Consider the following 25,632-nt stretch of genomic DNA (forward strand, 5'->3'; position numbering starts at 1 on the left):
GGAGTGAGCCTGCTCGCGATACTGCGACCATGACCATGACCGAGACTGACTAATGACTGAAACACCGCATTTTCCTTTATCCGCCGTGGTCGGCGCCGACGATCTGAAGCTCGCCCTGTGCCTCACCGCCATCGACCCGAAGATCGGCGGCGTGTTGATCGAAGGCCCCCGGGGTATGGCCAAGTCCACCCTGGCCCGGGGCCTGGCGGACCTGCTCGCCAGCGGCCTGTTCGTCACGCTGCCGCTGGGTGCGACAGAAGAGCGCGTGGTCGGTACCCTCGATCTTGATGCGGCACTGAATGAAGGCCGCGCGCGATTTTCGCCAGGCGTCCTGGCCAAGGCCGACGGCGGCGTATTGTATGTCGATGAAGTCAACCTGCTGCCCGATCACCTGGTGGACCTGTTGCTCGACGTGGCGGCCAGCGGCATCAACCTGATAGAACGCGATGGCATCTCCCATCGGCATTCGGCGAAATTCGTCCTGATCGGCACCATGAACCCTGAAGAAGGTGATCTGCGTCCGCAGTTGCTCGATCGCTTCGGCCTGAACGTTGCGCTCGGTGGCCACACTGTACCCACCGAACGCGGCGAAATCATTCGCCGGCGCCTGGCGTTTGATCATGATCCCGCGGCGTTTTGCGCCGAATGGGAAGCCGCCCAGCACGCCTTGCGCGAGCGTTGTGAGCAGGCCCGGAGTGTACTGGCCAGCATTCCTCTGGATGACCAGGCCTTGGGCAAAATCACTGAGCGCTGCTTCGCTGCCGGCGTCGATGGCTTGCGCGCTGATCTCGTCTGGTTGCGTGCCGCCCGGGCCCACGCGGCCTGGCGCGGTGCACAAGGGATAGGCGAAGAAGATATTGAAGCGGTTGCCGAGTTCGCCTTGCGCCATCGTCGGCGCGAACACACACCACCCGCGCCGCAAGCCAGCCAGCCACCCACAAGCCAAGGTTCGCAGCCAGGGGAAGGGCAGGGCCAATGGGGCGAAATGCCCGCCCAGGCACTGCCGACTGGCGCTCGCCGCGAAGTGCCGAGCTGGCCAAAAAAGCCCTAGGCATTCGCCCTCGATCTGCAGCGGGGGCGAATGCCAAAGCCCGCGCCGGACATCTCGACAGCGGCAAGCAAGGCCCGCAGCGGGTGACGCGCGAAGGTTCGGTCAACTGGCCAGGCACCTTGCTCAATGGGCGACCGCGCCAGCGTGATGACTTGCAATTTCAGGCACGCACTCGCTCGCCCCATGAACTGTGGCTGGTGATCGTCGACGCCTCTGCGTCCACTCGTCGCCACCAGGCACTGAGTGATGCCAAGGGTTTGCTCGCGCAGGTGTTCGATGACGCCTATCGCCAGCGTGCGCGGCTGGCGTTGCTGACCGCCAGCGGTACGACCCCGAGCTGGCAGGCACAAGGTTTAAAGGCGTCCAGCGGTTTGCACGCCTGGCTGGATCAATTGGGTGCCGGAGGCGGCACACCTTTGCTGGCAGCACTGTCCGAGGCGGAACAATGGCTGGCTAAGCGGCAAAAGCGCTTGCCCGCCGAGCAACAGCGGCTATTGCTAGTCACCGATGGGCGGTTGAAGGAGTGGCCGATACTGTCGTCGCTCAAGTGCCCCGGGCTGCTGATCGACATAGAGCGCGGCCCGATTCGCTTGGCACGAGCGAAGCAATTGGCCGCAGAGTTAACCATCGACTACCGCCACATCGACGAACTTGTCCCCCTGTAGGAGCTGCCGAGAGAAACGAGGCTGCGATCTTTTAATCTCGTGGCCTTTACCGGTTCATCCCGCCGCCCCGTGTCATCGTTTACGACCATCGCTGGCAAGCCAGCTCCTACAGGACCTAACCGGCCCTCAACGAAACAGATTAGTCCGCGCCAACTCGATCACCTCATCCCCGCGCCCGCTCATCACCGCCTTGAGCATGTACAAACTGAAACCCTTGGCCTGCTCCAGCCTGATGGTCGGCGGCATGGCCAGTTCCTGGGTTGCGGTCACCACGTCCACCAGTACCGGCCCGTCATGCGCCAGCGCCCGACGCAATGCCGCGTCCAGATCTTCGCTGGCCTCGACGCGAATCCCGAGGATGCCCATCGCGTTGGCCATCGCCGCGAAATCCGGATTATGCAGGTCGGTGCCCGTATCCAGCAGCCCGCTGGACTTCATTTCCATCGCGACAAAGCCCAGGGAGGCGTTGTCATAGACGATGATTTTCACTGGCAACCTGAGTTGCGCCAGGGAAATGAAATCCCCCATCAGCATGCTGAAACCACCGTCACCCGACAGGGAAATCACCTGGCGGTCAGGGAAGGCTGCCTGCGCGCCGATCGCTTGCGGCATCGCGTTGGCCATAGAACCGTGGTTGAAGGAGCCGAGCAGGCGCCGTTGGCCATTCATCTTCAGGTAGCGTGCAGCCCACACCGTTGGCGTGCCGACGTCAGCCGTGAAGATCGCGTCTTCATCCGCCAGTTCACTGAGCAGGCGGGTCAGGTACTGCGGGTGGATCGGACGCCCTGGCGCCGACGGCTGGGCCAGGTCATCCAGGCCCTGACGGGCTTTTGCGTAGTGCTTGAGTGATGACTCCAGGAAGCTTCGACCAGCCCGATAGGGCAGGCGTGGCAACAGGGCCGCGAGCGTCTCGCTGACGTCGGCGACTATGCCCAGGTCCAGGGCCGTGCGCCGCCCGAGGGCCTGCGGGTCGTGGTCGATCTGGATGATGGTTGCGTCGGTGGGATAGAACTGGCGATAGGGAAAGTCGGTGCCGAGCATCACCAGGGTGTCGCAGTTGAGCATGGCGTGGTAACCGGAGCTGAAACCGATCAGGCCGGTCATGCCCACGTCGAACGGGTTGTCCCACTCCACGTGTTCCTTGCCGCGCAAGGCATGCACCACTGGCGCGCCAAGGGCGTCGGCCAAGGCCACCACCTGATCATGGGCGCCCGCGCAGCCGGCTCCGCACATCAGGGTAACGGCCTTGCTTTGGCTCAATAGCTCGACCAGTCGATCGAGGTCATGGGGCGCCGGCAGGATGCGCGGTTGGGCGAGCGCGGGCCAGGGCTTGAAGGCGTCGTCAACTTCCTGCAACGCCACGTCACCGGGAATCACCACCACCGCCACGCCGCGGTTGAGGATTGCGCTGCGCATCGCCCGGTGCAGCACCTGGGGCATCTGCGCCGGGTTGCTCACCAGTTCGACGAAATGGCTGCACTCCTTGAACAGTTCCTGGGGATGGGTTTCCTGAAAGTAATTAAGGCCGACCTCCGACGATGGGATCTGGGCGGCAATTGCCAGCACTGGCACGTGGTTCCTGTGGCAGTCGAACAACCCGTTGATCAAATGCAGATTACCCGGCCCGCAACTGCCGGCGCACACCGCCAGTTCGCCAGTGACCGCCGCGTCGGCACCGGCGGCGAAGGCGGCGACCTCCTCATGGCGCACGTGCATCCACTCGATACTGTCCATGGTGCGCAGCGCTTCGGTCAGGCCGTTGAGGCTGTCGCCCGTCAGGCCCCAGATGCGCTTGACGCCGGCCTGTTCAAGGGTGGTTGCCAGTAGCTGGGCAAGGGTGATTTTCGCCATGGGGTACTCCGTTTTCCAAAAATCGAGCGATGAATTGTCCTCGGGTTAAAAGAGGACAACTCAATGCCGGTCATGACTCCCCTGTTTATTTCGCGCTCAGGGACAAGCCGCTCTGCACCGGAATCGGATGACGCATCAAGGTGCCGACTGCCAGCGCGCCCAATCCCGCCAACAGCCCGGCAACCAGCAGTAACAAGCTGAAGCCACTGATGAACGCTTGCCGGGCCAGAGGCTCCACCAACGTGCGAGCGGCCTCGGGCAGCAGGCTCATGGCTGCGGGCATGTCCCCGGCGACCACTCGCGAGCTGATACCTTGAGTGTGCTCCAGCCATTGCGGACCCTGGTTCGTCAGTTCGGCGTGCAACACCTGCGAGGAGTGGCTCGTCAGCAGGGCACCGTACACGCCGATTGCCAGGACGATGGCGCTGAAGCGCATGGTGGTGCTCATGCCCGATGCCATCCCCGTGCGTTCGCGGGGCACGCACGCCATGATGTTTTTCTGGGTGTCGCCATTGAGTAATCCGGCGCCGGCGCCGGTGACTGCAATCGCCAGGGCGAAAGGCAGGTAGCTGGCGCTGCTGACCGCCAACGCACTCAACAGGTTGCCGCTGGCGACCAGGGCCAGCCCGGTCGCCATCAACGTGCCTGGCGTAAATTTAGTGGCCAGGCGTGCACCGACCTTCGGGAAAATCAGCATGGTCGCAGCAAACGGCAACATGCCCAGGCCCGAACTGATGGCAGATAAGCCGAGGCCGTTTTGCAGATAGAACGGTAGCAGCGTCATCATTACCTGGGCGCAACCAGCGTAGGCGAACATGCCGAGCAGGGCGCCGATAAACCGCGGATGGCGGAGCAGCTGCAGGTCGACCATCGGCCTTTGCTGCATGCGCTCGATGAGCACAAACGCCCCCATCAATAAAGCGCCGCCGATGAGCCGGGCGTAGGTCAGCGGATTGCTCCAGCCAATGCGGTTGGCCTCGATCAGCCCCCAGATCAGGCACAGCAGGCTGGCACTGAAGGCCAGGCTCCCCCAAGGGTCCAGACGAGCGGACTGCGGGTCGCGCGATTCGGGAACAGCGCGCCACACCATCACCATCAGGAACGCTCCCACCGGCAGATTGAGGTAGAAAATCCAGCGCCAGCCAATGGTTTCCGTGATCAGCCCGCCGAGGGTCGGTGCGGCTGTCATCGCCACGCCCATGCAGGCACCCCAGAACGCCCAGGCCTTGGCCCGTTCCACCTCATCGTGAAAGGTATGGCCGATGGACGCCAGGGCCGAGGTCAGCAGCAGCGCTGCGCCAACGCCCTTGATCGCCCGCGCGATGTCCAGGACCAAAGCGCTGGGTGCGGCCCCGCAACCGATAGAGGCCAGGATAAAAATGCCCAGGCCCCACAGGAGGGTTTTCTGTCGGCCGAATCGGTCGGCAATACTGCCCGCCGGCAGCAACAAGGCGGCGAACGCCAGCATGTAGGCGCTGACTACCCATTCGATGTCGGCAAAATTGGCCCCCAGGTCGCGGGCAACGGTGGGCAAGGTGACGGCGACGATGTTGGTGTCGAGGACGATCAGTGAGCAAACGCCTGAGGCTGTAAGTAACGTCAGGCGTGGGCTGACCCGGGGTTTGACGAGCATGGCGGTTGTTCTCTAGGGTGGGAGTCGTTCAAGCTTATGGCTGCCAGCTACTGTCCGCGTTAGGCGAGCACCATGACTTCGTTACCTTTGAGCTAATACGCCTATGGATATCCGTCATTTTCGTTATTTCCTGGCCGTCGCCCGTCAGCGCAACTTCACCCGCGCCGCCGAGCAACTGGGTATCGCACCGCCGACCCTGAGCCGGCAGATCCAGGACATGGAAAGCGAACTCGGCACCCGGCTGTTTAACCGCCATCAACGTGACGTCAGCCTGACCGAGGCCGGCGTCGCGCTGATGCCCGAGGCGGACGCTGCCGTGCGCCAGTTTGAGGCGGCGCAGAATAATGCCCGGCGTGCCGGCCGCGGGGACATCGGCCACATTGAATTGGGATATGTGGCCTCGGCAGTCTATTCCGGGCTCCTGCAAAAACAGGTGCAGGCCTTCACTCGCGAGTATCCGGACGTCAGCGTGAGTGTGTGCGAAAGCCCGATGGCCGCCCTACCGGCGATGGTCCTGGATGGACGATATGACGTCGGTTACGTGCGCTCGCCCATGACGTTGCCGGACGGCCTGGAAGCTGTACGCCTGGATGCCGAAGGTTTTGTCCTGGCGGTATCGGGCGAGTCATGGCTGAGCCGGTTGCCGATGATCAGCCCGAGGCAACTGCAGGATGAGACCTTTATTCTGCCCGAGCAGATCAGCGGTACGTTGCAGGTGGCTGCCGAGGGCGGCTTTGCGCCAAAACTGGGGGCCCAACCGGGCGGATTGGTGGCGGTGCTGGCGCTGGTGTCCCTGGGGCAGGGCGTGGCCGTAGTGCCGGAATCGGTGGTCGGCCATGTGGGTTTGCCCGGGGTCTGGTATCGGCAGATTGACGGCTGTGAGGCGAGTTCGTGGTTGTCCTTGATCTATCGGCGGTTTGAAAAATCTGCGGCGGTGGGCCGGTACATCGAGCAGATTCGTTGCAGGAGCGAGCTTGCTCGCGATGGTCGTCAACGATAGCGGGGCAAGCCTGTCACCCTGCAGCGCCCTCAGGTTTTTCGCGAGCAAGCTCGCTCCTACAGATTTTGTAATGATTTCCATGTGTAGGAAAAATAGGATTCCGCTGTACGCTTGGAATCCTTTTTTCCCGCAGGATTTGCATGAACACCCTCTCGGAGCCTCCCAGTTACCCGTTCGCCCGGCGCCGCCGCGCAGTCTTGATGCACGCGAAGCACCCAGTCTTCCGCCCCCAGATATCCATTTCCCAAGTATTTTCACGGCCTGTGCGCCGCGCTTTGCCGTGCCTGGCATTCTGAATCAACTGAAGAGGTAGAGAGATTTTCATGGAATGGATTGCTGATCCCACCGCGTGGCTGGGCCTGTTGACCCTGATTGTGCTGGAACTGGTACTGGGTATCGATAACCTGGTGTTTATCGCGATTCTGGCGGACAAACTGCCCCCCGAGCAGCGCGACCGCGCCCGGCTCATCGGTTTGTCCCTGGCGTTGTTGATGCGCCTGGGCCTGCTGGCCAGTATTTCCTGGCTGGTGACCCTGACGCAGCCGCTGTTCGAGGTGTTCGACAAGAGCTTCTCCGGCCGCGACCTGATCATGTTGTTCGGTGGTGTATTCCTGCTGTTCAAGGCCACCATGGAACTGCACGAGCGGCTCGAGGGCCATGTCGGCGAGCGCACGTCCAATACGGCGTACGCGATGTTCTGGCCAATCGTGGCGCAGATCGTCGTGCTCGACGCGGTGTTCTCCCTGGACGCGGTGATCACCGCCGTGGGTATGGTTGATGAACTGGCGGTGATGATGATCGCCGTGATCATTTCCATTGGCCTGATGATCGTCGCCAGCAAGCCGCTGACCCGCTTCGTCAACGCGCACCCGACAGTGATCATGCTGTGCCTGGGCTTCCTGATGATGATCGGCTTCGCGCTGACCGCCGAAGGCTTGGGCTTCCATATTCCGAAAGGCTACCTGTACGCGGCCATCGGCTTCTCGATCCTGATCGAGGTCTTTAACCAGATCGCCCGCGCTCGTCGCAAACGCTCGGTGCAGGGCGTGCGGCCGATTCGCGAACGCACCGCGCATGCCGTGATGCGTTTGCTGGGCGGGCGCACGCTGGCAGCGGAGGAGGTCGACGACGAGATCGCCGACCTGCTGGACAATGGCGAGGCACCGAGTGAAGCGCTATTCGACCGGCGCGAGCGGGTGATGATCAGCGGTGTATTGCAGTTGGCCGAGCGGCCGATCCGCACCTTGATGACGGTCCGTGCCGACATCGATCACATCGACCTGGCGGATGACGCCGAAGCCATTCGCGCGCGGCTGATGCACTCGTCCTATTCGCGCCTGCCGCTGATTCGCGACGGCGCGGTGGACGAGCCCCTGGGCTTTGTGCACAAGAAGGAATTGCTCAAGGAATACCTGGCCGGCAACGAGCCGGACCTTGAGCACCTGGCGCGCAAGACTATCAACCTGCTGGACAGCTATTCGATCCTCAATGCCCTGGAGCAGATGCGCAAGGCCTCGACTCACATTGCCTTCGTGGTCAATGAGTTCGGTGACTTCGTCGGTTTGCTGACCATGACCGACATCCTGGAATCGATTGCCGGTGAGTTGCCTGACGCCAGTGAAATCGAAGGCCCGGACGTGATCGAGGACAATGGCGGGTTCATCGTCAGCGGCGCCTTGAACCTGATGCGGGTGCGCCAGCGCACTGGTTTCGCGGCAGAACCCACCGAGGATTATCAGACCCTGGCCGGCCTGGTGGTGAGTGTGCTGGATCGCCTGCCGGTCATCGGTGACAGTCATGAGTGGGACGGCTGGCGGATGACCGTGATGGCCGTTGAGGAGCGCCGGGTGACGCGCGTATTGCTGGTGCCTCGCAGCGTTTAATCTTGGCGGGCCCTTGAAGGCCTCTTCGCGAGCAGGCTCGCTCCCGCAGATTTTGTGATCGATCACAATTTCCTGTAGGAGCGAGCCTGCTTGCGATTTAATCTCTCAGCTGGCGCACGTTCAGAATCGGCGCACCCAGCATCCAGACCAGGAGAAATACCCATGAGCATTACTCGATACGGCACCGGCAGCACTGCAGGCGGCGGCCAGCCGCGGCCCTTCGCCCGCGCCGTGGAGGCCGATGGCTGGCTGTACGTGTCTGGCCAGGTCCCTGCGCTGGACGGCGAGATCATCGTCGGCGGTATCGTCGAGCAGACTCACCAGACCATGAGGAATCTGGTCGCGATCCTCGAAGAGGCCGGTTACGGCCTGAAGGACGTGGTTCGTACCGGTGTGTGGCTGGAAGACCCGCGGGATTTCTGGAGCTTCAACAAGGTGTTTTCCGAGTACTTCAGCCCTGAGCATGCCCCGGCCCGCGCATGTGTGCAGGCGAACATGATGGTCGACTGCAAGGTTGAGATTGATTGCGTGGCCTACAGGAAAAAAGCCTGAATCGTCACCGAAGGCAGGACAGCGGCTGTGTGACGTCGCGAAATTCGAGGAGTTGGACCATGACTACTGCCCCAATCAACGTCGCCGTCGAAAAAGGTGCGGCCTCGACCGGCGCCAGCCTGGTGCGCGACGTCAGCCTGCCGGCCCTGGTTTTGCACCGGGAAGCGCTGGAACACAACATTCGCTGGATGCAGGATTTTGTTCGCAACAGCGGCGCCGAGCTCGCCCCCCATGGCAAAACCAGCATGACGCCGGCTTTGTTTCGCCGCCAACTGGATGCCGGCGCCTGGGGCATTACCCTGGCCAGCGCCACCCAGGCCCGTGCCGGCTACGCCCATGGCGTGCGGCGGATACTCATGGCCAATCAACTGGTCGGCACGCCGAACATGGCGTTGATCGCGGATCTGCTGGCAGACCCGGGCTTTGATTTTCACTGCATGGTCGATCATCCGGATAACGTCGCCGACCTCGGTGGCTACTTCGCCTCGCGCGGCGTGCGCCTGAACGTGATGATCGAATATGGCGTGGTCGGCGGCCGGTGTGGCTGCCGCACGGAACAGGAAGTGCTTGATCTGGCCAAAGCCATCTGTGCGCAACCGGCACTGGCACTGACCGGTATCGAAGGCTACGAAGGTGTGATCCACGGTGATCATGCCGAGAGCGCAATTCGCGCGTTCGCCACCTCCCTGGTGCGCCTGGCGGTCCAGTTGCAGGACAGCGGCGCATTCGCCATCGCAAAGCCGATCATCACGGCCTCGGGGTCGGCCTGGTACGACCTGATTGCCGAATCGTTCGAGGCGCAGAATGCCGCCGGACGCTTTCTCAGTGTGCTGCGTCCTGGCAGCTATGTGGCCCACGACCATGGCATCTACAAAGAGGCGCAGTGCTGCGTGCTCGAGCGTCGCAGCGACTTGCACGAAGGCCTGCGCCCGGCACTGGAAGTCTGGGCCCACGTGCAGTCGCTGCCGGAGCCGGGGTTTGCGGTGATTGCCCTGGGCAAGCGCGACGTCGCCTATGACGCCGGACTGCCGGTGCCGTTGCGGCGTTATCGGCCGGGGGTGGTGCCTGCAGTGGGCGACGACGTGGGTGCCTGCAAAGTGACTGCGGTCATGGACCAGCATGCGTTCATGACCGTGGCGCCCGGGGTTGAACTGCGGGTGGGGGACATCATTTCCTTCGGCACTTCCCATCCATGCCTGACGTTCGACAAGTGGCGGGTAGGGTGTCTGGTGGATGAGCAGTTGAATGTCATCGAGACCATGGAAACCTGTTTTTAACAGTCAAGACCGAGGTGCGGCAATCGCGAGCACGCTTTGCTCCCACAGTGGCCGCAGGATCAATCCCGGTAGAACACCTGCACCAGGTGATAACCGAACTTGCTCTTGATCGGCCCGTGCACCACCCGCAATGGCTTCTTGAAAATCACTGCGTCTATCACCCCGACCATCTGTCCGGGCCGCACTTCACCCAGGTCACCACCGCGTTTGCCGGACGGGCAGGTGGAGTACTTTTTGGCCAGCACATCGAAGGCTTCGCCCTTGGCGATACGCTGTTTGAGCTGCTCGGCTTCTTCCGAGGTTTTCACCAGGATATGGCGGGCTTGAGCTTTCATTGGAAGTACCTTGCAACGGTGGTGGCTGGGCGGGTGCCAGCGCGGGGCGGGCGATTATGCCTCAACTTACCCCGGTTGACCGAGCATCGCGCGAATCTTGTTGGCTAGCAGGTCGATCGAAAACGGCTTGGCCACCATGTCCATCCCTTGCTCGAGAAAACCCTGGCGTTCGGCAGCTTTTTCCGCGTAACCGGTCATGAACAGCACCTTCAGGCCGGGCCGGCGCTGACGGGCGATTTCCGCCAGTTGCCGTCCGTTCATGCCCGGCAGGCCGACATCGGTCACCAGCAGGTCGACCCGCGCGTCCGACTCCAGCAAGGGCAGGGCCTCGATCGCATCCCGAGCCTCATGGGCCTGGTAACCGAGCTCCTTGAGCAGGTTCAGCACCAGCATGCGCACCGCCGGATCATCCTCGACCAGTACCACGGTCTCACCGGCATTGGCCGCCGGCGCTTCGCCTGTGAAGGGCAGCAGGGTGTCTGGCTGCTCCATGTCTTGCAGGCGAGGCAGGTACAGGCGCACGCAGGTGCCCTGGCCCGGCACGCTGTCGATATGGACATGCCCGCCGGACTGCTGGGCAAACCCGTAGATCATCGACAGGCCCAGGCCTGTGCCCTGGCCAATCGGCTTGGTGGTGAAGAACGGGTCGAAGGCCTTGGCCAGTACCGAAGGTGTCATCCCGGTGCCGTTATCGCTGACGGCAATCATCAGGTAATCCCCGGCCTTGAGCGGTTCCAGGGTGTTGATGTCGCTGTCTTCCAGGTAGACATTGGCCGTCTCGATCAGCAGCTCACCGCCGTCCGGCATGGCATCGCGGGCGTTGATCACCAGGTTTAAGAGGGCATTTTCCAGCTGGCTGACGTCGGTGCTGACCGGCCATGCGTCTTCAGTCAGCTGCAGGCGCAGCTCGATGTGATCGCCTTTGGTGCGGCGCAGCAGATCTTCCAGGGAGTGGACCAGGTCGTTGGCGTTCAACGGCTTGCGATCCAGCGACTGGCGTCGGGAGAAGGCCAGCAGGCGGTGGGTCAGGGCGGCGGCGCGGTTGGCCGACGACACGGCCGCTTCGGTGAACCGGCCGATCTCGGCGGCACGCCCGTCAGCGATGTAGCGTTGCACGAGGTCGAGGCTGCCGATGATCCCGGTCAACATGTTGTTGAAGTCATGGGCAATGCCGCCGGTGAGCTGACCCACCGCTTCCATCTTCTGTGCATGGCGCAAGGCGTCTTCGGCGCGTTCGCGTTCAAACATTTCGTTTTGCAGGCGCTGGTTGGTTTCGGCCAGTTGCCGGGTACGGGCGGCCACGCGCTCTTCCAGGGTTTCATTGAGGTTACGCAGGGCCTCCTCGGTTTTTTTGCGCTCGGTTTCGTCAATCACGAAAATGTAGAAACCGTTCACCGCACCGTCCGCACCATGGCGCGGCAGGTAGTTCATCAGGGCATGCCGGTAGCTGCCGTCACGGTGGCGAGTGTCGATGCCGAAGCAGCAGGTCTTGCCGTTCAGGGCGTCGGCAATGTGCGTGGCGCGCAATGCGTAGGCTTCCTCGCCGAGTACTTCGCGGATCGTGCGCCCGTAAAGTTCCTGGGGCGTGCGTCCGTACCAGTCGAGGTAGGCGGCATTGTTCAGGCGAAAGCGCTCCTCGCGATCCACGTAGCTGATCAGGATCGGCATGGCGTTGATGATCAGCTGCAACTCGGTCTGGCTCTGGCGCAAGGCCTGCTCGGTGTGTTTGCGTTCGGTCAGGTCCAGGGCGGCACCGAGGAAGCGGATCGGCCGCCCGTGGTGATCCTTGTAACACCGCCCGCGGGCGAACACCCAGCGCACCTGGCCGTCAGCCTGCAGCAGGCGGTATTCCTCGGCGTATTCAGTGCCGTGGGTAATGGCGTGCTTGATGCCCCGGGCGACGGTGGCCCGGTCTTCAGGGTGTACGCCTTGCAGATAGGCGGTGATGGGTAACAGGTTGGACAGCAGCGGGTCGACCCCGTGCAGCTGGGCGAAGTGGGTGTCGGCTATGAAGTGGTCTTCGTTGATGTCCCAGTCCCAGGTGCCAACCGCATCTGTCGCGGCGAGTGCCAGCTGCAGGCGCTCTTCGGTTTCGCGCTGGGCCTTGAGGCTGGCTGCCGAACGCTGTTCGAGCTCCACGGCAATGCGCCGGCGCTCGTTGGTTTCAATGGCTGTGACCAGGATGCCGGCGACCTGCGCGGCTTCGTCGCGGATCGGGCTGTAGGTCAGGTCCAGCCAGAATTCCGCATCAACGCCGTCACGCTGCAAGATAAAGCGCTGTTCGCTGTAGGTGCGCACCTGGCCTTGCAGCACTGCACTATAGATCGGGTTGGTGAAGTCCTTGAGTTCGGGCCAGACCTGATGTGCCGGTTGGCCAAACGCATGGGGATGTTTGCTGCCCGCCAGCAGGGCAAACCCGTCGTTGTAGATCTGCGTGAGGTCTGGCCCCCACATCAACAGCATGGGCATGGGCGAATGAAGCACGATGTCCACGGCGGTTCGCAGGCTTTGCGGCCAGGTGCTGGCTGCGCCCAGCGCACTGCGGCTCCAGTCGGTGCGGGCGATCAAGGCCTGGGCATCGCTGCCGGTCGGTGATGCGTTCATCAAATTGTCCTGCAGTAATGTCGGTCTGGCGGCGTCTATTATGCTTGCAAGGTGGTAGACGCTGGGTGGCCTGTTGGGGTCATACTGTCCAATTGAATGCTTCGCGGGTGTTTTTTGCCATGGAAATCGTTGCACTGTTAACGCTGCTGGCCCGCCGTAACGGCTCCGATCTGTACCTCTCCACAGGCGCGCCGCCCAGCGCCCGGTTCGATGGGATATTGCAGGCACTGGCCGAGCAACCGTTCAAGGCGGGAGATATCGCCGCCATTGCCGCGTCCATCATGGACGCCGAACAGCGCCTGGAGTTCGATCGGGAGCTGGAGATGAACCTGGCGATCTCGTTGCCGGGGGTGGGGCGCTTTCGCGTCAATATTTTCAAACAGCGTAACGACGTGTCCATCGTCGCGCGCAATATCAAGCTCGACATTCCTCGCTTCGAAGACCTCAACCTGCCAGCGGTGCTGCTCGATACCATCATGCTCAAGCAAGGCCTGATGCTGTTCGTAGGCGCCACCGGGTCGGGCAAGTCGACTTCCCTGGCCGCGTTGATCGACTACCGCAATCGCCACAGCAGCGGGCACATCATCACGATCGAGGACCCGGTCGAATATATCCATCGCCACAAGCGTTCTATCATCAACCAGCGCGAAGTGGGGGTCGATACCCGCAGCTTTCACGCCGCGCTGAAGAATACCTTGCGCCAGGCCCCGGACGTGGTACTGATCGGCGAGATCCGCGACCGCGAAACCATGGAGCATGCCCTGGCATTTGCCGACACCGGGCACCTGGTGATTTCCACGCTGCATGCCCACAACGCCAATCAGGCACTGGACCGCATCGTCAATTTCTTCCCGGACGAACGCCGCCCCCAGTTGCTGCATGACCTGGGCAACAACCTCAAGGCGTTTGTTTCCCAGCGCCTGGTGCGCAGCCGTAGTGGCCAGCGTCGGGCCGCGGTAGAAGTGATGCTGGGCACGCCGACCATCGCCGACCTGATCCGGCGCAATGAGCTGGATGAGCTCAAAGGCATCATGGAAAAATCGGCCGAGCAGGGGATGCAGACGTTTGATGGCGCGCTGTTCGGGCTGGTGGTCGAAGGGGCGATCGATGAGGAGGAGGCGTTGAAGCATGCGGATTCAGTGAACAATCTGCGCTTGCGACTGAAGTTGCATGGGGAGGTGACGCCGGCGGCGGCGCCGGCCTCTGGCGAATGGGGGCTGATGGATTGATGCTACCTCGGCGGGGCGATCTCCTACGTGACTGGTTTGTCAGTTGTGCAATTCGGGGCGGTTGCGGTATTGTTCCAGCGCCTCGGGATTGGCCAGTGCATCGGTGTTTTTGACCTGCTGCCCATGCACCACATTCCTCACCGCCAACTCCACCACTTTGCCGCTGATGGTGCGAGGAATGTCGGTGACCGCGACAATCTTCGCCGGAACATGCCGTGGCGTGGTATTGGCGCGGATGATCTGGCGAATCTGTTGTTGCAGGCCTTCATCCAGCGACACTCCCTCGCGCAGTTTCACGAACAGCACCACCCGCACATCATCCTGCCACTGTTGACCGATGGCCACGCCGTCCACGACCTGAGGGACTTTTTCGACCTGGCGATAGATCTCTGACGTTCCGATGCGTACACCGCCCGGGTTGAGTACCGCGTCCGACCGGCCGTGGATCATCATTGCGCCATGCACCAGTTGCTCGGCGTAGTCGCCTTGGGCCCACACGCCGGGAAACTGGCTGAAATAGGAGGCCCGCAGTTTCTCGCCATCGGCGTCATGCCACAATCCGATCGGCATCGCCGGAAAATGCCGGGTACACACCAGCTCGCCTTTCTCGCCGATGACCGGATGGCCTTCGTCGTTCCACACTTCAATGGCCATACCCAGGCTCTTGCCCTGCATTTCGCCACGGCGCACGGGCAATAGCGGGTTGCCGATGACGAAGCACGAGACGATGTCGGTGCCCCCAGACATTGAGGCCAGGCACAGGTCGCTCTTGATGTCGCGGTAGACGTAGTCGTAGCTTTGCGGCGACAAGGCCGAACCCGTGGACAGGAGGGTTTTCAGGCTGCCCAGGTCGTGGCTGTGCCGGGGCTTCAGGCCGCTGCTTTCCAGGGTCGCGAGAAACTTAGGGCTGGTGCCAAAGACGCTGATGCTTTCATCGTCAATCAGGTCGACCAGGCGTTCCGGACCTGGATGGAACGGCGAACCGTCGTACAGCACCACCGCGCTGCCGACCGCCAGGGCCGAGACCAGCCAATTCCACATCATCCAGCCGCAGGTGGTGTAGTAGAACAACCGGTCGCCGACTCTCAGGTCGGCGTGCAGGCCATGTTCTTTCACATGCTGCAGCAGCACGCCACCGGTGCTGTGGATGATGCACTTGGGTACGCCGGTGGTGCCGCTGGAGTAGAGGATGTAGAGCGGGTGCGCGAAAGGCACGGCAATAAAATCAGGCTCGCCACCGACTTCGTAGAAGTCTTCCCACAGGCTGACATTGGCCGGAGTATGGAAGTCGTCGATACGCGCCTGTGGCCGAGCGTAAGGAACAACGATCAGCTGTTGCAAGGACGGCAGCCGTACGAGGATTTCATTGACCTTGACGGTTTGCTCGATGTCCTTGCCGGCGTAGCGGTATCCGGCGCAGGTGATCAGCACTTTTGGTTCGATCTGGCCAAAGCGGTCGATCACGCCCTGGGTGCCAAAGTCAGGTGAGGAGCAGGACCAGATGGCCCCCAGGCTGGTGGTGGCGAGCATCGCCACCAGGGTTTGCCAGGTATTGGGCATGCATGCGGCCACCCGGTCACCCAGGCCGACGCCGGCAGCCTTGAGGCTGTTCTGCAATCCGGCGACGTGTTCACTGAGTTGCGCCCAGGTCAGCTGTTCGCGCTGACCGTTTTCTGCGATGGCGACCACGGCCACCGCATCGTCGCGGCGCCGCAACAGGTGCTCGGCGAAGTTCAGCGTGGCGCCGGGGAACCACTGGGCGCTGGGCATCTGTGCGCCTTCGAGCAGCACGCAGTCCGGTTGCTGGTGAAAGCGGATGTCGAAAAAGTCGACAATGGCTTGCCAGAAGTCCGCGCGCTGATCGATGGACCATTGGTGCAGGGCAGGGTAGTCATCGACATGCAGGTGATGGCGTTGATTGATAAAGCGCCGAAACGCTTCCATGCGTGTCTTGCCAATGCGGTCGGCATCGGGTTGCCAAAGGATGGTGGACATGGCTTGGCCTCTTTTTTTATTTTGAAATCCAATCGCGGGCAAGCCTTGCTCCCACAGGTCTTGCATATAGCCTGAGGGAGCAGACTTTGGCCCTACCTGGCTACTGAGCCAACCACCCACCATCGATATTCCAAGCGGCCCCCCGCACCTGGCTGCCCGCGTCACTGCACAGGAACAGCACCAGTTCACCCAGTTGCGGCGGCGTGACGAACTCCAGGGACGGCTGTTTCTCCGCCAGCAAATCATGCTGCGCCTGCTGCGGGTCAACGCCTTTGGCAATGCGATCATCGATCTGTTTCTGCACCAGCGGCGTCAGCACCCAGCCTGGGCAGATCGCGTTGCAGGTCACCCCGGTGGTCGCGGTTTCGAGGCCGACCACCTTGGTCAAGCCAATGACCCCATGCTTGGCAGCCACATACGCAGCCTTGCCAGTGGAACCCACCTGGCCATGCACCGAGGCGATGTTGATGATCCGCCCCCAGTTCTTCGCGCGCATGCCGGGCAGGCTCAGGCGCGTACTGTGGAACACCGACGAAAGATTGATCGCGATGATCGAATCCCAGCGCTCTACGGGAAAATCCTCCACGGCCGCGACGTGCTGGATGCCGGCATTGTTCACCAGAATGTCGATGCCGCCGAACTCGCGCCCGGCGTAGGCGATCATCTCGGCGATCTGCGATGGATCGCTCACATCAGCCGGATGATGGCCTACCTTGCCGCCAAATTGCTCTACCTGGGTGATCACTGCCGTGGCATCGCCAAAGCCGTTGAGCACCACGTTGGCGCCGGCCTTGGCCAGGCTCAGGGCAATGCCCAGGCCAATGCCGCTGGTGGAACCGGTAACCAGTGCGGTCTTGCCCGAAAGAGTGGTCATGAATACCTCACACAATGCCAGTGGCGTAGAAAGTGCCGATGACCACGAAAACCGCCAGGGTCTTGATCAGCGTAATACAGAAAATGTCTTTGTAAGCTTCCCGGTGCGTCAGGCCGGTAACGGCCAGCAAGGTGATCACCGCGCCGTTGTGCGGCAAGGTGTCCATGCCGCCACTGGCCATGGCGGCCACCCGGTGCAGCACTTCCAGGGGAATGTTGGCGGCATTGGCTGCGCTGATGAATTGTTCTGACATGGCCGCCAGGGCAATGCTCATGCCCCCGGACGCCGAGCCTGTAATCCCCGCGAGCAAGGTCACGGTAACCGCCTCGTTGACCAGGGGGTTGGGGATGTTCTTGAGCCAGTCGGCCAATACCAGAAAGCCCGGCAGCGAAGCGATCACTGCGCCAAAACCGTATTCCGAGGCAGTGTTCATGGCTGCCAGCAGCGCGCCGCTGACAGCACTTTTACTGCCTTCGGCGAGCTTGCTGCGAATCGCCTTGAAGCCAAATGCCAGAACCATGAGGATGCCGATCAGCAGGGCAGCCTGCACCGCCCAGATCGCTGTGAGCTTGGCGATTTCGGTGGTGACCGGTGCGCTCATGCCCGGCAGGGCGAGGCTATGAGTCTTGCCGTACCACTGGGGAATCCAGTGAGTGAATAGAAGGTTCATGACGCCCACGGCCAACAGTGGCGACAGGGCGATCCAGGGGTTTGGCAGCTTGATGTCTTCGGCTGTCTCCGGCTCGTTGCGCAGCTCGGTGCCATAGCCTTCGCCCGCGCGCTGGGCCTTGTTGCGCTGGCGCTGCAGGAACAGCATGCCGGCGCACACCACGAATATGGAACCGATCAATCCCAGCCAGGGCGCTGCCCATGCGGTGGTGTTGAAGAAGGTGCTGGGGATGATGTTCTGGATTTGCGGAGTGCCGGGCAGCGCGTCCATGGTGAACGAAAAGGCACCGAGGGCGATGGTTGCCGGGATCAGGCGCTTGGGGATATTGCTCTGGCGGAACATTTCGGCGGCGAACGGGTAGACCGCGAACACCACGACAAACAGCGACACGCCGCCATACGTCAGCAGCCCGCACACCATCACAATCACCAGCATCGCCTGGCGGGTGCCGAGCATGCGTATCGCTGCGGCGACGATAGAGCGCGAAAAGCCGGACAGCTCGATCAGCTTGCCGAACACCGCACCGAGCAGGAATACCGGAAAGTACAGTTTGATGAAGCCGACCATTTTTTCCATGAACACGCCGGTGAAGGCAGGTGCAACGGCGGAAGGGTCGGTGAGCAGGACGGCGCCGAGGGCGGCGATAGGGGCGAAGAGGATGACGCTGTAGCCGCGGTAGGCGGCCAGCATTAGCAGCGCCAGGGCTGCCAAGGCGATGATCACACTCATGGTGTGTCTCCTGAATTGTTATTTTTTTGGGTGAGGCTTGGTAGGAGACGCTTTAGCGAGTTTCGTGCCAGTGGTACAACTCATTGAAATATAAGGAAAATGTTGTTTCATTGAGATTAGCGTGAAGGTTTTTGTCTCGGATTTGAGAATTGCTTCGGCTGTGGGGGAGCCATCGAGGGGAAGCCTTGCTCCTACAGAACCCTGAAGACTGCAACAGTTGTGCTAGGCCTCGCACCTGTTGGAGCAAGGCGTGCCCGCGATGAGGGTCTATCTACCAATAGAGACCCATGTCTCATATTGGAGACTCGGCAATCCCCAAAGCGACCATCTTCTTGTACAACGTCGACCGCCCCAACCCCAGCAGTACTGCCGCATCACTGACCTTGCCGCTACATTGCGCCAGGGCTGATTCAATCAGTTGTCGATCAAAACGCTCCCGCGCCTGGCTGAACGTCTCATGCGCAGCTGTCACGATCACCGGTGGCGCCGCACGCTCCACCGGGGTCAACGTGCCGATTGCCGCCCGTATTTCCTGGGCGTCGAGGATCAGATCATCACTGAGCAATGCCGCCCGCTCCAGCACATTGCGCAATTCACGAATGTTGCCCGGCCAGGCGTGTTGCGCCAACAGCGCCAGGGCCTCTTGGTTGAGTTCATGCTGGCTGCGCAGCTCTTCAAGGATCGCCTCGCTCAGGGCTGGCAGGTCGCCTGGGCGATCACGCAACGGCGGCACATGGATCGGCAAGACATTGAGGCGGTAATACAGGTCGGCACGAAACTCGCCGCGCTTGATCGCCGCTTCCAGGTCCGTGGAAGTCGCCGCGATGACGCGCACATCGCTCTGGATCATTTCGTTGGAGCCCACTGGCTCGAACTCCTTCTCCTGAAGCACGCGCAGCAACTTGCTCTGCAGGGGCAGGGGCATATCGCCTATCTCGTCGAGGAACAGCGTGCCTCCTTGCGCCAATTGCAGCTTGCCGATGCGACCCTTGCGGTCTGCGCCGGTAAACGCACCGGGAGCGGTGCCGAAGAATTCGGCTTCCAGCAGTGCTTCGGGGATGGCCGCGCTGTTGATGCTGACAAAGGCTTTGTGGGCCCGGGGTGACGCGCCGTGGATCGCCTGGGCGAGCAATTCCTTGCCGGTGCCGGTTTCGCCGAGCAGCAACACTGGAGAATCGGCGCTGGCACCGCGTCGGGCACGGCGCTTGACTTCGAGGGTCGCGGTGCTGGTGCCAATAAAGTGGGCAAAGTTGTACTTGCTCTGGCGTGCCCGCAGCAACGAGCGGGTCGAGGCCAGTTCCTCTTGCATGCTCATGTAGCGCTTGAGCATGGGCGAGAGGCTGCGTAACTCGTCGAACAGCGCAAAGCCGATGGCGCCGATCACCACACCGGTATCGTCATGGATCGGCAGGCGCATGACCACCAGCGGCTCCTTGGGGGTGTCCTGCATGTCGAGCAGGATCGGCCGGCCGGTGCGCACCACCTCGCGCAGCAGACTGCCGGGGATCACGCTTTCGCATGGCTTGCCGATAGCCACTTCAGCCGATTCCAGGCCAAAGCGGCGGGCGTAGCGCTCGTTCATCCAGACGATGTTGGCATCGCGGTCGACTATTACCGTGCCTTCGCTCGATTGCTCGATGATCTCGAACAGCGAGCGGATCGCCAGCAGGCGCACGCGCTGGTAGTCCTTGAGGCTTTCGGTGGTGTTCATGATGGGGGCCCGCCAAGCAGCGCCGCGGCCAGCAACTCCTTGGTATACGGATGCTGCGGTGAATCGAACACCTCATGGCTGGCCCCGCGTTCCACCACCTTGCCGTCCTTGATCACGATCATATCGTGGGCCAGCGCGCGAACCACGGCCAGGTCGTGGCTGATGAACAGGTACGTCAGGCCATGTTTTTCCTGGAGCTGACGCAGCAGGGCGACCACTTGTTTTTGCACGGTACGATCCAGTGCCGAGGTCGGCTCGTCCAGCAGGATCAGCGCCGGTTTCAGCACCAGCGCCCGGGCAATGGCGATGCGTTGGCGCTGGCCGCCTGAGAACTCGTGGGGATAACGATGGCGACTTTGCGGGTCCAGGCCGACTTCTTCCAGCGCCCGGATCACCTCGGCCTGGCATTCATCAGCGCTCAGTTGGCTGTGCACTTCGAGACCTTCGCTGATGATCTGCGCCACCGACATGCGAGGGCTCAGGCTGCCGAAGGGGTCCTGGAACACCACCTGCATTTTCTTGCGCCATGGCCTTAGCTGTTTTTGCGTGAGACCGTCCAGCGCCGCGCCCTGAAAGCGGATGCTGCCTTCGGAGTCGAGCAGGCGCAGGATCGCCTGGCCCAATGTCGACTTGCCCGAACCGGACTCGCCGACTATGCCAAGGGTCTTGCCGCGCTGGATGTTCAAGCTGATGCCATCGACGGCGTGCAGGTAGGTCTTGCGCTGGAACAGCCCGCTACCGAGCAGGAACTTGACGTTCAAGTCATCGACTTCCAGCACATTCTCGCGCTCGTCCCGGGGCAATGCTTCGCCTTCCGGCTCGGCATTCAACAAGACGCAGCTGTAGGGGTGTTTCGGTTCGTTGAACAGGGTTTCGCAGGGCGCCTGTTCGACGATCTCCCCGGCCTTCATCACGCACACGCGCTGGGCGATGCTGCGCACCAGGTTCAAATCGTGGCTGATCAGCAACAGGGACATGCCCAGGCGCTGCTGCAGGGATTTGAGCAGTAGTAGAATCTTGCGCTGCACCGTGACGTCGAGCGCGGTGGTGGGCTCGTCAGCGATCAGCAGCTGCGGTTCGCAGGCCAGGGCCATGGCGATCATGACCCGTTGCCGTTGCCCCCCGGACAGTTGATGCGGGTAGGCCTTGAGCCGCTCCGCAGGTTTTTGAATGCCCACCAGGTGCAGCAACTCGAGGATACGTGCCTGGGCCGGTTTGCCGGTCAGGCCCTTGTGCAGCAGGAGCGCTTCGCCGATCTGCTTCTCGATGCTGTGCAGGGGGTTGAGCGACGTCATCGGCTCCTGGAAGATCATCGCTATCCGGTTGCCGCGCAATTCGCGCAGCACCTTGGGGTCGGCGCCGAGCAGCTCTTTGCCATGATAGCGGATGCTGCCGGTGGTCTCGGTGCCGGTCTCGGGCAGCAGTTGCAGGATCGAATGCGCGGTCACCGATTTGCCGGAGCCGGACTCGCCTACCAGTGCCAGGCATTCGCCGGGGCGAATGTCCAGGCACAGATTGCGCACCACGGTCTGGCCGCTGAAGGCCACGCAGAGGTCACGGATTTCGATCAGGTTACTCATATCAACGGTCCGTCATTCAAGATCGCGGATCAAAAGCATCGCGCAATGCCTCACCGATAAAAACCAGCAAGGAAAGAATCAGTGCCAGGGTGAAAAACGCCGTCAGCCCAAGCCAGGGTGCCTGCAGGTTCTGTTTGCCCTGGCCAATCAGTTCGCCCAGGGATGCACTCCCGGCGGGCATGCCAAAACCGAGGAAGTCCAGGGCCGTCAGCGTGGAAATCGCGCCGGTCAGGATAAACGGCAGATAGCTCAAAGTCGCATTCATGGCGTTAGGCAAGATGTGCCGCACGATCACCTTTCGATCGGTCAGCCCCAGCGCTCGCGCAGCCTTGACGTATTCGAGATTGCGTCCGCGCAGGAACTCGGCACGCACCACGTCCACCAGGGCCAGCCAGGAGAACAGCGCCATGATCCCCAGCAGCCACCAGAAATTGGGCTCGACGAACCCCGAGAGAATGATCAGCAGGTACAGCACCGGCAACCCGGACCACACCTCCAGCAAGCGCTGACCGAGCAAGTCTACCCAACCGCCGTAATAACCTTGCAAGGCGCCGGCGGCAATGCCGATGAGCGCGCTGACCACGGTCAACATCAGGGCGAACAGAATCGACACCCGCGCACCGAAAATCACCCGGGCCAACACATCGCGAGCCTGGTCGTCAGTGCCCAGCCAGTTCTCGCTCGAAGGCGGGCTGGGGGCGGGTTTGCTCAGGTCGTAATTAGGGGTGTCCGCGCTGAAGGGAATGGGCGGGAACAGCATCCAGCCGCCATCCTTTTTAATCAGTTTCTGCACATATTCGCTGCGGTAATCGGCCTGAAACGGCAGCTGCCCACCGAACTCCTGCTCGGTGTGGCGCTTGAAGGCCGGGAAATACAGTTCGCCCTGGTAACTGACCACCAGTGGTTTGTCATTGGCGATCAGTTCGCCGCCCAGGGTCAGCAGGAACAGACCGATGAACAGCCATAACGACCACCAGCCGCGACGATTTTTGCGAAAGCGTTCGAAGCGCCGACGACCCAGCGGCGAGAGCTTGAACATCAGGCGTTCCTCGCGGCGAAGTCGATACGGGGGTCGACCAGGGTGTAGCAGAGGTCGCCAATCAGTTTAATCAGCAGGCCAAACAGCGTGAAGATGAACAGGGAGCCGAAGACCACCGGGTAGTCCCGCGAGACGGCGGCTTCGTAACTCATGCGGCCCAGGCCATCAAGGGAGAAGATCACCTCGATCAGCAGCGAGCCGGCGAAGAACACGCTGATGAACGCCTGGGGAATGCCCGAAACCACCAGCAGCATGGCGTTGCGAAACACATGGCCGTACAGCACCCGGCGTTCGCTCATGCCCTTGGCGCGTGCGGTGACCACGTATTGGCGGGTGATTTCGTTGAGAAAGGAGTTTTTGGTCAGGATGGTCAGGGTGGCGAACCCGCCAATGACCAGCGCCGTGACCGGTAGCACCAGGTGCCAGAAGTAGTCGGCGATCTTGCCCACGGTGGACAGCGATTCGAAGTTGTCCGAGACCAGGCCCCGCACCGGAAACCAGTTCAGTGAGGTGCCACCGGCGAACACGACGATCAGGAACATCGCGAACAGGAACGCCGGCATCGCATAGCCGATGATGATCGCGGTGCTGCTCCAGATATCGAATGGGCTGCCGTGGTGCACCGCCTTGCGGATGCCCAGCGGGATCGACACCAGGTAGGTGATCAGCGTGGCCCAAAGGCCCAGGGAGATGGTGACCGGCATCTTCTCCAGGATCAGGTCGGTGACCGTGGCGCCGCGGAAAAAGCTCTTGCCGAAGTCCAGTCGCGCATAGCTGGTGAGCATCAGCCACAGCCGCTCATGGGCCGGTTTGTCGAAACCGTACTGTTTTTCAATTTCCTTGATCAATTGCGGGTCGAGCCCGCGACTGGCCCGGGAACTGCCCGACGGTGCATCGCCGGAACCGCCGCCGACACTCGCACCGCCGATGCCTTGCAGGTGCGCGATGGCCTGTTCGACCGGACCGCCAGGTGCGGCCTGAACGATGACGAAGTTGACCAGCAGGATGATCACCAGGGTTGGAATGATCAGCAGCAGACGCCGTAACGTATAAGCCCACATCAATGAGGCCCTCCGGGTTTGCTGCGGCTGATGCGCTCGGCGGTCATCTGTTGGTTGGTCAGGGGCGTGGTGCTCATTTCCCACCAGCTTTCGATGGCTTCGTCATTGCTCGCCTGCTCGTTGGGCATGCCGAAACGGTTCCACCAGACGGTGGAAGTGCCCGGCGGATAGTAGTTGGGGATCCAGTAGTAGTTCCACTGCAGTACCCGGTCCAGGGCGTGGGCGTAGCGCAGCATGTCGGCCTGGGTCGAGGCGCGGATCAGGCCGTTCACCAAACTGTCCACCGCAGGGTTCTTGAGCACCATGTAGTTGTTGGCGCCCGGGTCGTTGGCCGAGGCCGAGCCGAAATAGTTGAGCAGCTCGCCACCGGGTGACGTATTGACCGGGTAACCGGTGACGATCATGTCGTAGTCACGGCTCATGAGGCGGTTGACGTACTGGGAGGCATCGATGCGGCGGATGTTCAGGTCGATGCCGATCTGCTTCAGCGTGCGCTTGTAAGGCAGCAGCAAGCGGTCAATGCCGTTCTGGCTGACAAGGAAGGTGAAGCTCAGCGGCTTGCCTTCAGCATTCACCAATTGATCGCCCTCGGGTTTCCAGCCGGCCTGTTCAAGCAGCTCCAGGGCCTGCAACTGTTTGTCGCGGATGACTCCGCTGCCATCGGTTTTCGGCGCTTCGAACACCTGGGTGAACACCTCGTCGGGTATCTGCCCGCGCAACGGCTCGAGTATCGCCAGTTCCGCAGCGTCCGGCAGATGCCGGGCGGCGAGTTCGGTGTTGGAAAAGAAGCTCTGCTGGCGTATGTACAGGTTGCGCATCATCTGCCGGTTGCTCCATTCGAAATCCCAGAGCATGGCCAATGCCTGGCGCGTGCGCCGATCCTGGAACATCGGGTTTTGCAAATTGAACACGAAACCCTGGCTCGGTTGCGGTGCCTGGGTAGCCAGGTGGGCTTTTTGCAATCGGCCGTCGCGCAGGGCGGGGCTGTCATAACCAATGGAGTAACCCGTGGCGGAGAACTCGCGGTTGTAGTCATAGGCGCCGCCGCGCAGCACCTGCCGCGCCACGTCGGTATCACCAAAATACTCGATGCTGAAATGGTCGAAATTGTACAGCCCACGGCTCACCGGCAAGTCCTTGCCCCACCAGTCGGGGTTGCGCTCGAACGTGATGCTGCGCCCGGCATCGACTTTGCCGACCCTGTAGGGGCCGCTGCCCAGTGGTGCCTCGTAGCCGCCACCAGCAGCGAAGTCGCGAGTCTTCCACCAGTGCTCGGGGAATACCGGCAGGGTAGCGATGTCCAGGGGCAGGGTGCGGTTCTCGTTACTCTTGAAATCGAACCGAACCGTCAGCGGCGATTCGATCTCCACCCCTTTGACGTCGGCGAACTGGCTGCGATAGCGCAGGCTGCCCTGGGTCATCAGCAGTTCGAAGGTATAGCGCACGTCTTCGGCAGTGATGGGCGTGCCATCGGCGAAACGCGCTTTCGGGTTCAGGTAGAAACGCAGGGACAGGCCGTCATCAGAGCGTTCCATTTGTTGCGCTACCAGGCCATACACGGTGTAGGGCTCGTCCATCGAGCGCTGGGCCAGGGGCGAGTAGAGCATGCCGTCGATCTGCGTGACACCGATGCCTTTGTCGATGTACGGCAGCATGTGGTCGAAGTGACCGATCTCGACCGCCGAACGGCGCAAGGTGCCGCCCTTTGGGGCCAGGGGATTGGTGTAGGCAAAGTGGCTGAAGCCGGCAGGATACTTGGCGGGTTCGCCGTACACGGTCAGTGCATGTTGCGGTGCTGCATTCACACCGGCGGAGCCAAACAACAGGGCCACGGCAGTGAATAGCACAGTAGGGAAAGCCAGTCGCATTGTCAGCCTTAGAGCCGGGCGGTCG

General features: G+C 61.8%; 19 protein-coding genes. 7 read left to right on the forward strand and 12 right to left on the reverse strand.

Annotated elements, in window-relative coordinates:
• Positions 1 to 52 precede the first annotated feature (52 nt).
• Together AAEZ09_RS18455 and AAEZ09_RS18460 are read left to right on the forward strand one after the other, a co-directional pair.
• Positions 53 to 1,051, forward strand: coding sequence for a magnesium chelatase ATPase subunit I (locus AAEZ09_RS18455; RefSeq protein WP_350600278.1), 999 nt, complete (start codon positions 53 to 55; stop codon positions 1,049 to 1,051).
• Positions 976 to 1,716 (forward strand): vWA domain-containing protein, encoded by a 741-nt coding sequence (locus AAEZ09_RS18460; RefSeq protein ID WP_350600279.1) that lies wholly within the window; start codon positions 976 to 978, stop codon positions 1,714 to 1,716. The genes AAEZ09_RS18455 and AAEZ09_RS18460 overlap by 76 nt, the downstream gene beginning before the upstream one ends.
• A gap of 126 nt (positions 1,717 to 1,842) precedes the next feature.
• On the opposite strand, the gene poxB is transcribed toward AAEZ09_RS18460, so the two are convergent.
• Positions 1,843 to 3,567 carry a ubiquinone-dependent pyruvate dehydrogenase gene (gene poxB / locus AAEZ09_RS18465; RefSeq protein ID WP_350600280.1) on the reverse strand — a complete coding sequence of 575 codons (1,725 nt, stop codon included), beginning with the start codon at positions 3,565 to 3,567 and terminating at the stop codon, positions 1,843 to 1,845.
• An 85-nt stretch (positions 3,568 to 3,652) separates the two neighbouring features.
• The gene (locus AAEZ09_RS18470) at positions 3,653 to 5,200 is read right to left on the reverse strand and encodes an MFS transporter (RefSeq protein WP_350600282.1); all 1,548 of its coding nucleotides are present in this window, start codon (positions 5,198 to 5,200) and stop codon (positions 3,653 to 3,655) included.
• Between the two features lie 103 nt (positions 5,201 to 5,303).
• Between AAEZ09_RS18470 and AAEZ09_RS18475 the strand changes: the two genes are divergently transcribed.
• The 4 genes from AAEZ09_RS18475 to AAEZ09_RS18495 all read left to right on the forward strand — a co-directional run bounded on the left by AAEZ09_RS18475 (position 5,304) and on the right by AAEZ09_RS18495 (position 9,912).
• Complete coding sequence (locus tag AAEZ09_RS18475) at positions 5,304 to 6,200, forward strand: LysR family transcriptional regulator (RefSeq protein WP_045057569.1); 897 nt, start codon at positions 5,304 to 5,306, stop codon at positions 6,198 to 6,200.
• 323 nt (positions 6,201 to 6,523) lie between these two features.
• Entirely contained in the window at positions 6,524 to 8,083 is a 1,560-nt protein-coding gene (locus AAEZ09_RS18485) for a TerC family protein (protein ID WP_045057568.1), read from the forward strand.
• A gap of 162 nt (positions 8,084 to 8,245) precedes the next feature.
• Positions 8,246 to 8,635 (forward strand): RidA family protein, encoded by a 390-nt coding sequence (locus AAEZ09_RS18490; protein WP_045057567.1) that lies wholly within the window; start codon positions 8,246 to 8,248, stop codon positions 8,633 to 8,635.
• A 59-nt stretch (positions 8,636 to 8,694) separates the two neighbouring features.
• Positions 8,695 to 9,912: an amino acid deaminase gene (locus tag AAEZ09_RS18495; RefSeq protein ID WP_350600284.1), complete on the forward strand. Its 1,218-nt coding sequence runs from the start codon at positions 8,695 to 8,697 to the stop codon at positions 9,910 to 9,912.
• A gap of 59 nt (positions 9,913 to 9,971) precedes the next feature.
• On the opposite strand, the gene AAEZ09_RS18500 is transcribed toward AAEZ09_RS18495, so the two are convergent.
• On the reverse strand, positions 9,972 to 10,247 hold the full coding sequence (locus AAEZ09_RS18500) for a peptidylprolyl isomerase (RefSeq protein ID WP_007898282.1): 276 nt from the start codon (positions 10,245 to 10,247) through the stop codon (positions 9,972 to 9,974).
• A 66-nt stretch (positions 10,248 to 10,313) separates the two neighbouring features.
• Positions 10,314 to 12,851, reverse strand: coding sequence for a PAS domain-containing hybrid sensor histidine kinase/response regulator (locus tag AAEZ09_RS18505; protein WP_350600286.1), 2,538 nt, complete (start codon positions 12,849 to 12,851; stop codon positions 10,314 to 10,316).
• 119 nt (positions 12,852 to 12,970) lie between these two features.
• Between AAEZ09_RS18505 and AAEZ09_RS18510 the strand changes: the two genes are divergently transcribed.
• On the forward strand, positions 12,971 to 14,080 hold the full coding sequence (locus AAEZ09_RS18510) for a PilT/PilU family type 4a pilus ATPase (protein WP_350600287.1): 1,110 nt from the start codon (positions 12,971 to 12,973) through the stop codon (positions 14,078 to 14,080).
• Between the two features lie 39 nt (positions 14,081 to 14,119).
• On the opposite strand, the gene AAEZ09_RS18515 is transcribed toward AAEZ09_RS18510, so the two are convergent.
• The 8 genes from AAEZ09_RS18515 to AAEZ09_RS18550 form a co-directional block, all read right to left on the reverse strand.
• Positions 14,120 to 16,075, reverse strand: coding sequence for an acetoacetate--CoA ligase (locus AAEZ09_RS18515; RefSeq protein WP_350600289.1), 1,956 nt, complete (start codon positions 16,073 to 16,075; stop codon positions 14,120 to 14,122).
• A 100-nt stretch (positions 16,076 to 16,175) separates the two neighbouring features.
• Positions 16,176 to 16,949, reverse strand: a complete 774-nt coding sequence (locus AAEZ09_RS18520; RefSeq protein ID WP_045057563.1) for a 3-hydroxybutyrate dehydrogenase — start codon at positions 16,947 to 16,949, stop codon at positions 16,176 to 16,178.
• A 7-nt stretch (positions 16,950 to 16,956) separates the two neighbouring features.
• A complete protein-coding gene (locus tag AAEZ09_RS18525) occupies positions 16,957 to 18,348 on the reverse strand; it encodes a GntP family permease (RefSeq protein WP_045057562.1) in 1,392 nt (463 codons plus the stop codon).
• Between the two features lie 292 nt (positions 18,349 to 18,640).
• Positions 18,641 to 20,059, reverse strand: a complete 1,419-nt coding sequence (locus AAEZ09_RS18530) for a sigma-54 interaction domain-containing protein (RefSeq protein ID WP_350600291.1) — start codon at positions 20,057 to 20,059, stop codon at positions 18,641 to 18,643.
• Positions 20,056 to 21,639 (reverse strand): ABC transporter ATP-binding protein, encoded by a 1,584-nt coding sequence (locus tag AAEZ09_RS18535; protein WP_045057560.1) that lies wholly within the window; start codon positions 21,637 to 21,639, stop codon positions 20,056 to 20,058. Before AAEZ09_RS18535 ends, AAEZ09_RS18530 begins: the two co-directional genes overlap by 4 nt.
• Before the next feature lie 16 nt (positions 21,640 to 21,655).
• Positions 21,656 to 22,678: an ABC transporter permease gene (locus AAEZ09_RS18540; RefSeq protein WP_205892838.1), complete on the reverse strand. Its 1,023-nt coding sequence runs from the start codon at positions 22,676 to 22,678 to the stop codon at positions 21,656 to 21,658.
• Positions 22,678 to 23,739 (reverse strand): microcin C ABC transporter permease YejB, encoded by a 1,062-nt coding sequence (locus tag AAEZ09_RS18545; protein WP_205892837.1) that lies wholly within the window; start codon positions 23,737 to 23,739, stop codon positions 22,678 to 22,680. The genes AAEZ09_RS18540 and AAEZ09_RS18545 overlap by 1 nt, the downstream gene beginning before the upstream one ends.
• On the reverse strand, positions 23,739 to 25,607 hold the full coding sequence (locus AAEZ09_RS18550; protein ID WP_350600292.1) for an extracellular solute-binding protein: 1,869 nt from the start codon (positions 25,605 to 25,607) through the stop codon (positions 23,739 to 23,741). The genes AAEZ09_RS18545 and AAEZ09_RS18550 overlap by 1 nt, the downstream gene beginning before the upstream one ends.
• Positions 25,608 to 25,632: the final 25 nt, after the last annotated feature.

Origin of the sequence: Pseudomonas sp. 65/3-MNA-CIBAN-0223 (assembly GCF_040310425.1) — a bacterium.
Lineage (GTDB): Bacteria > Pseudomonadota > Gammaproteobacteria > Pseudomonadales > Pseudomonadaceae > Aquipseudomonas > Aquipseudomonas gregormendelii.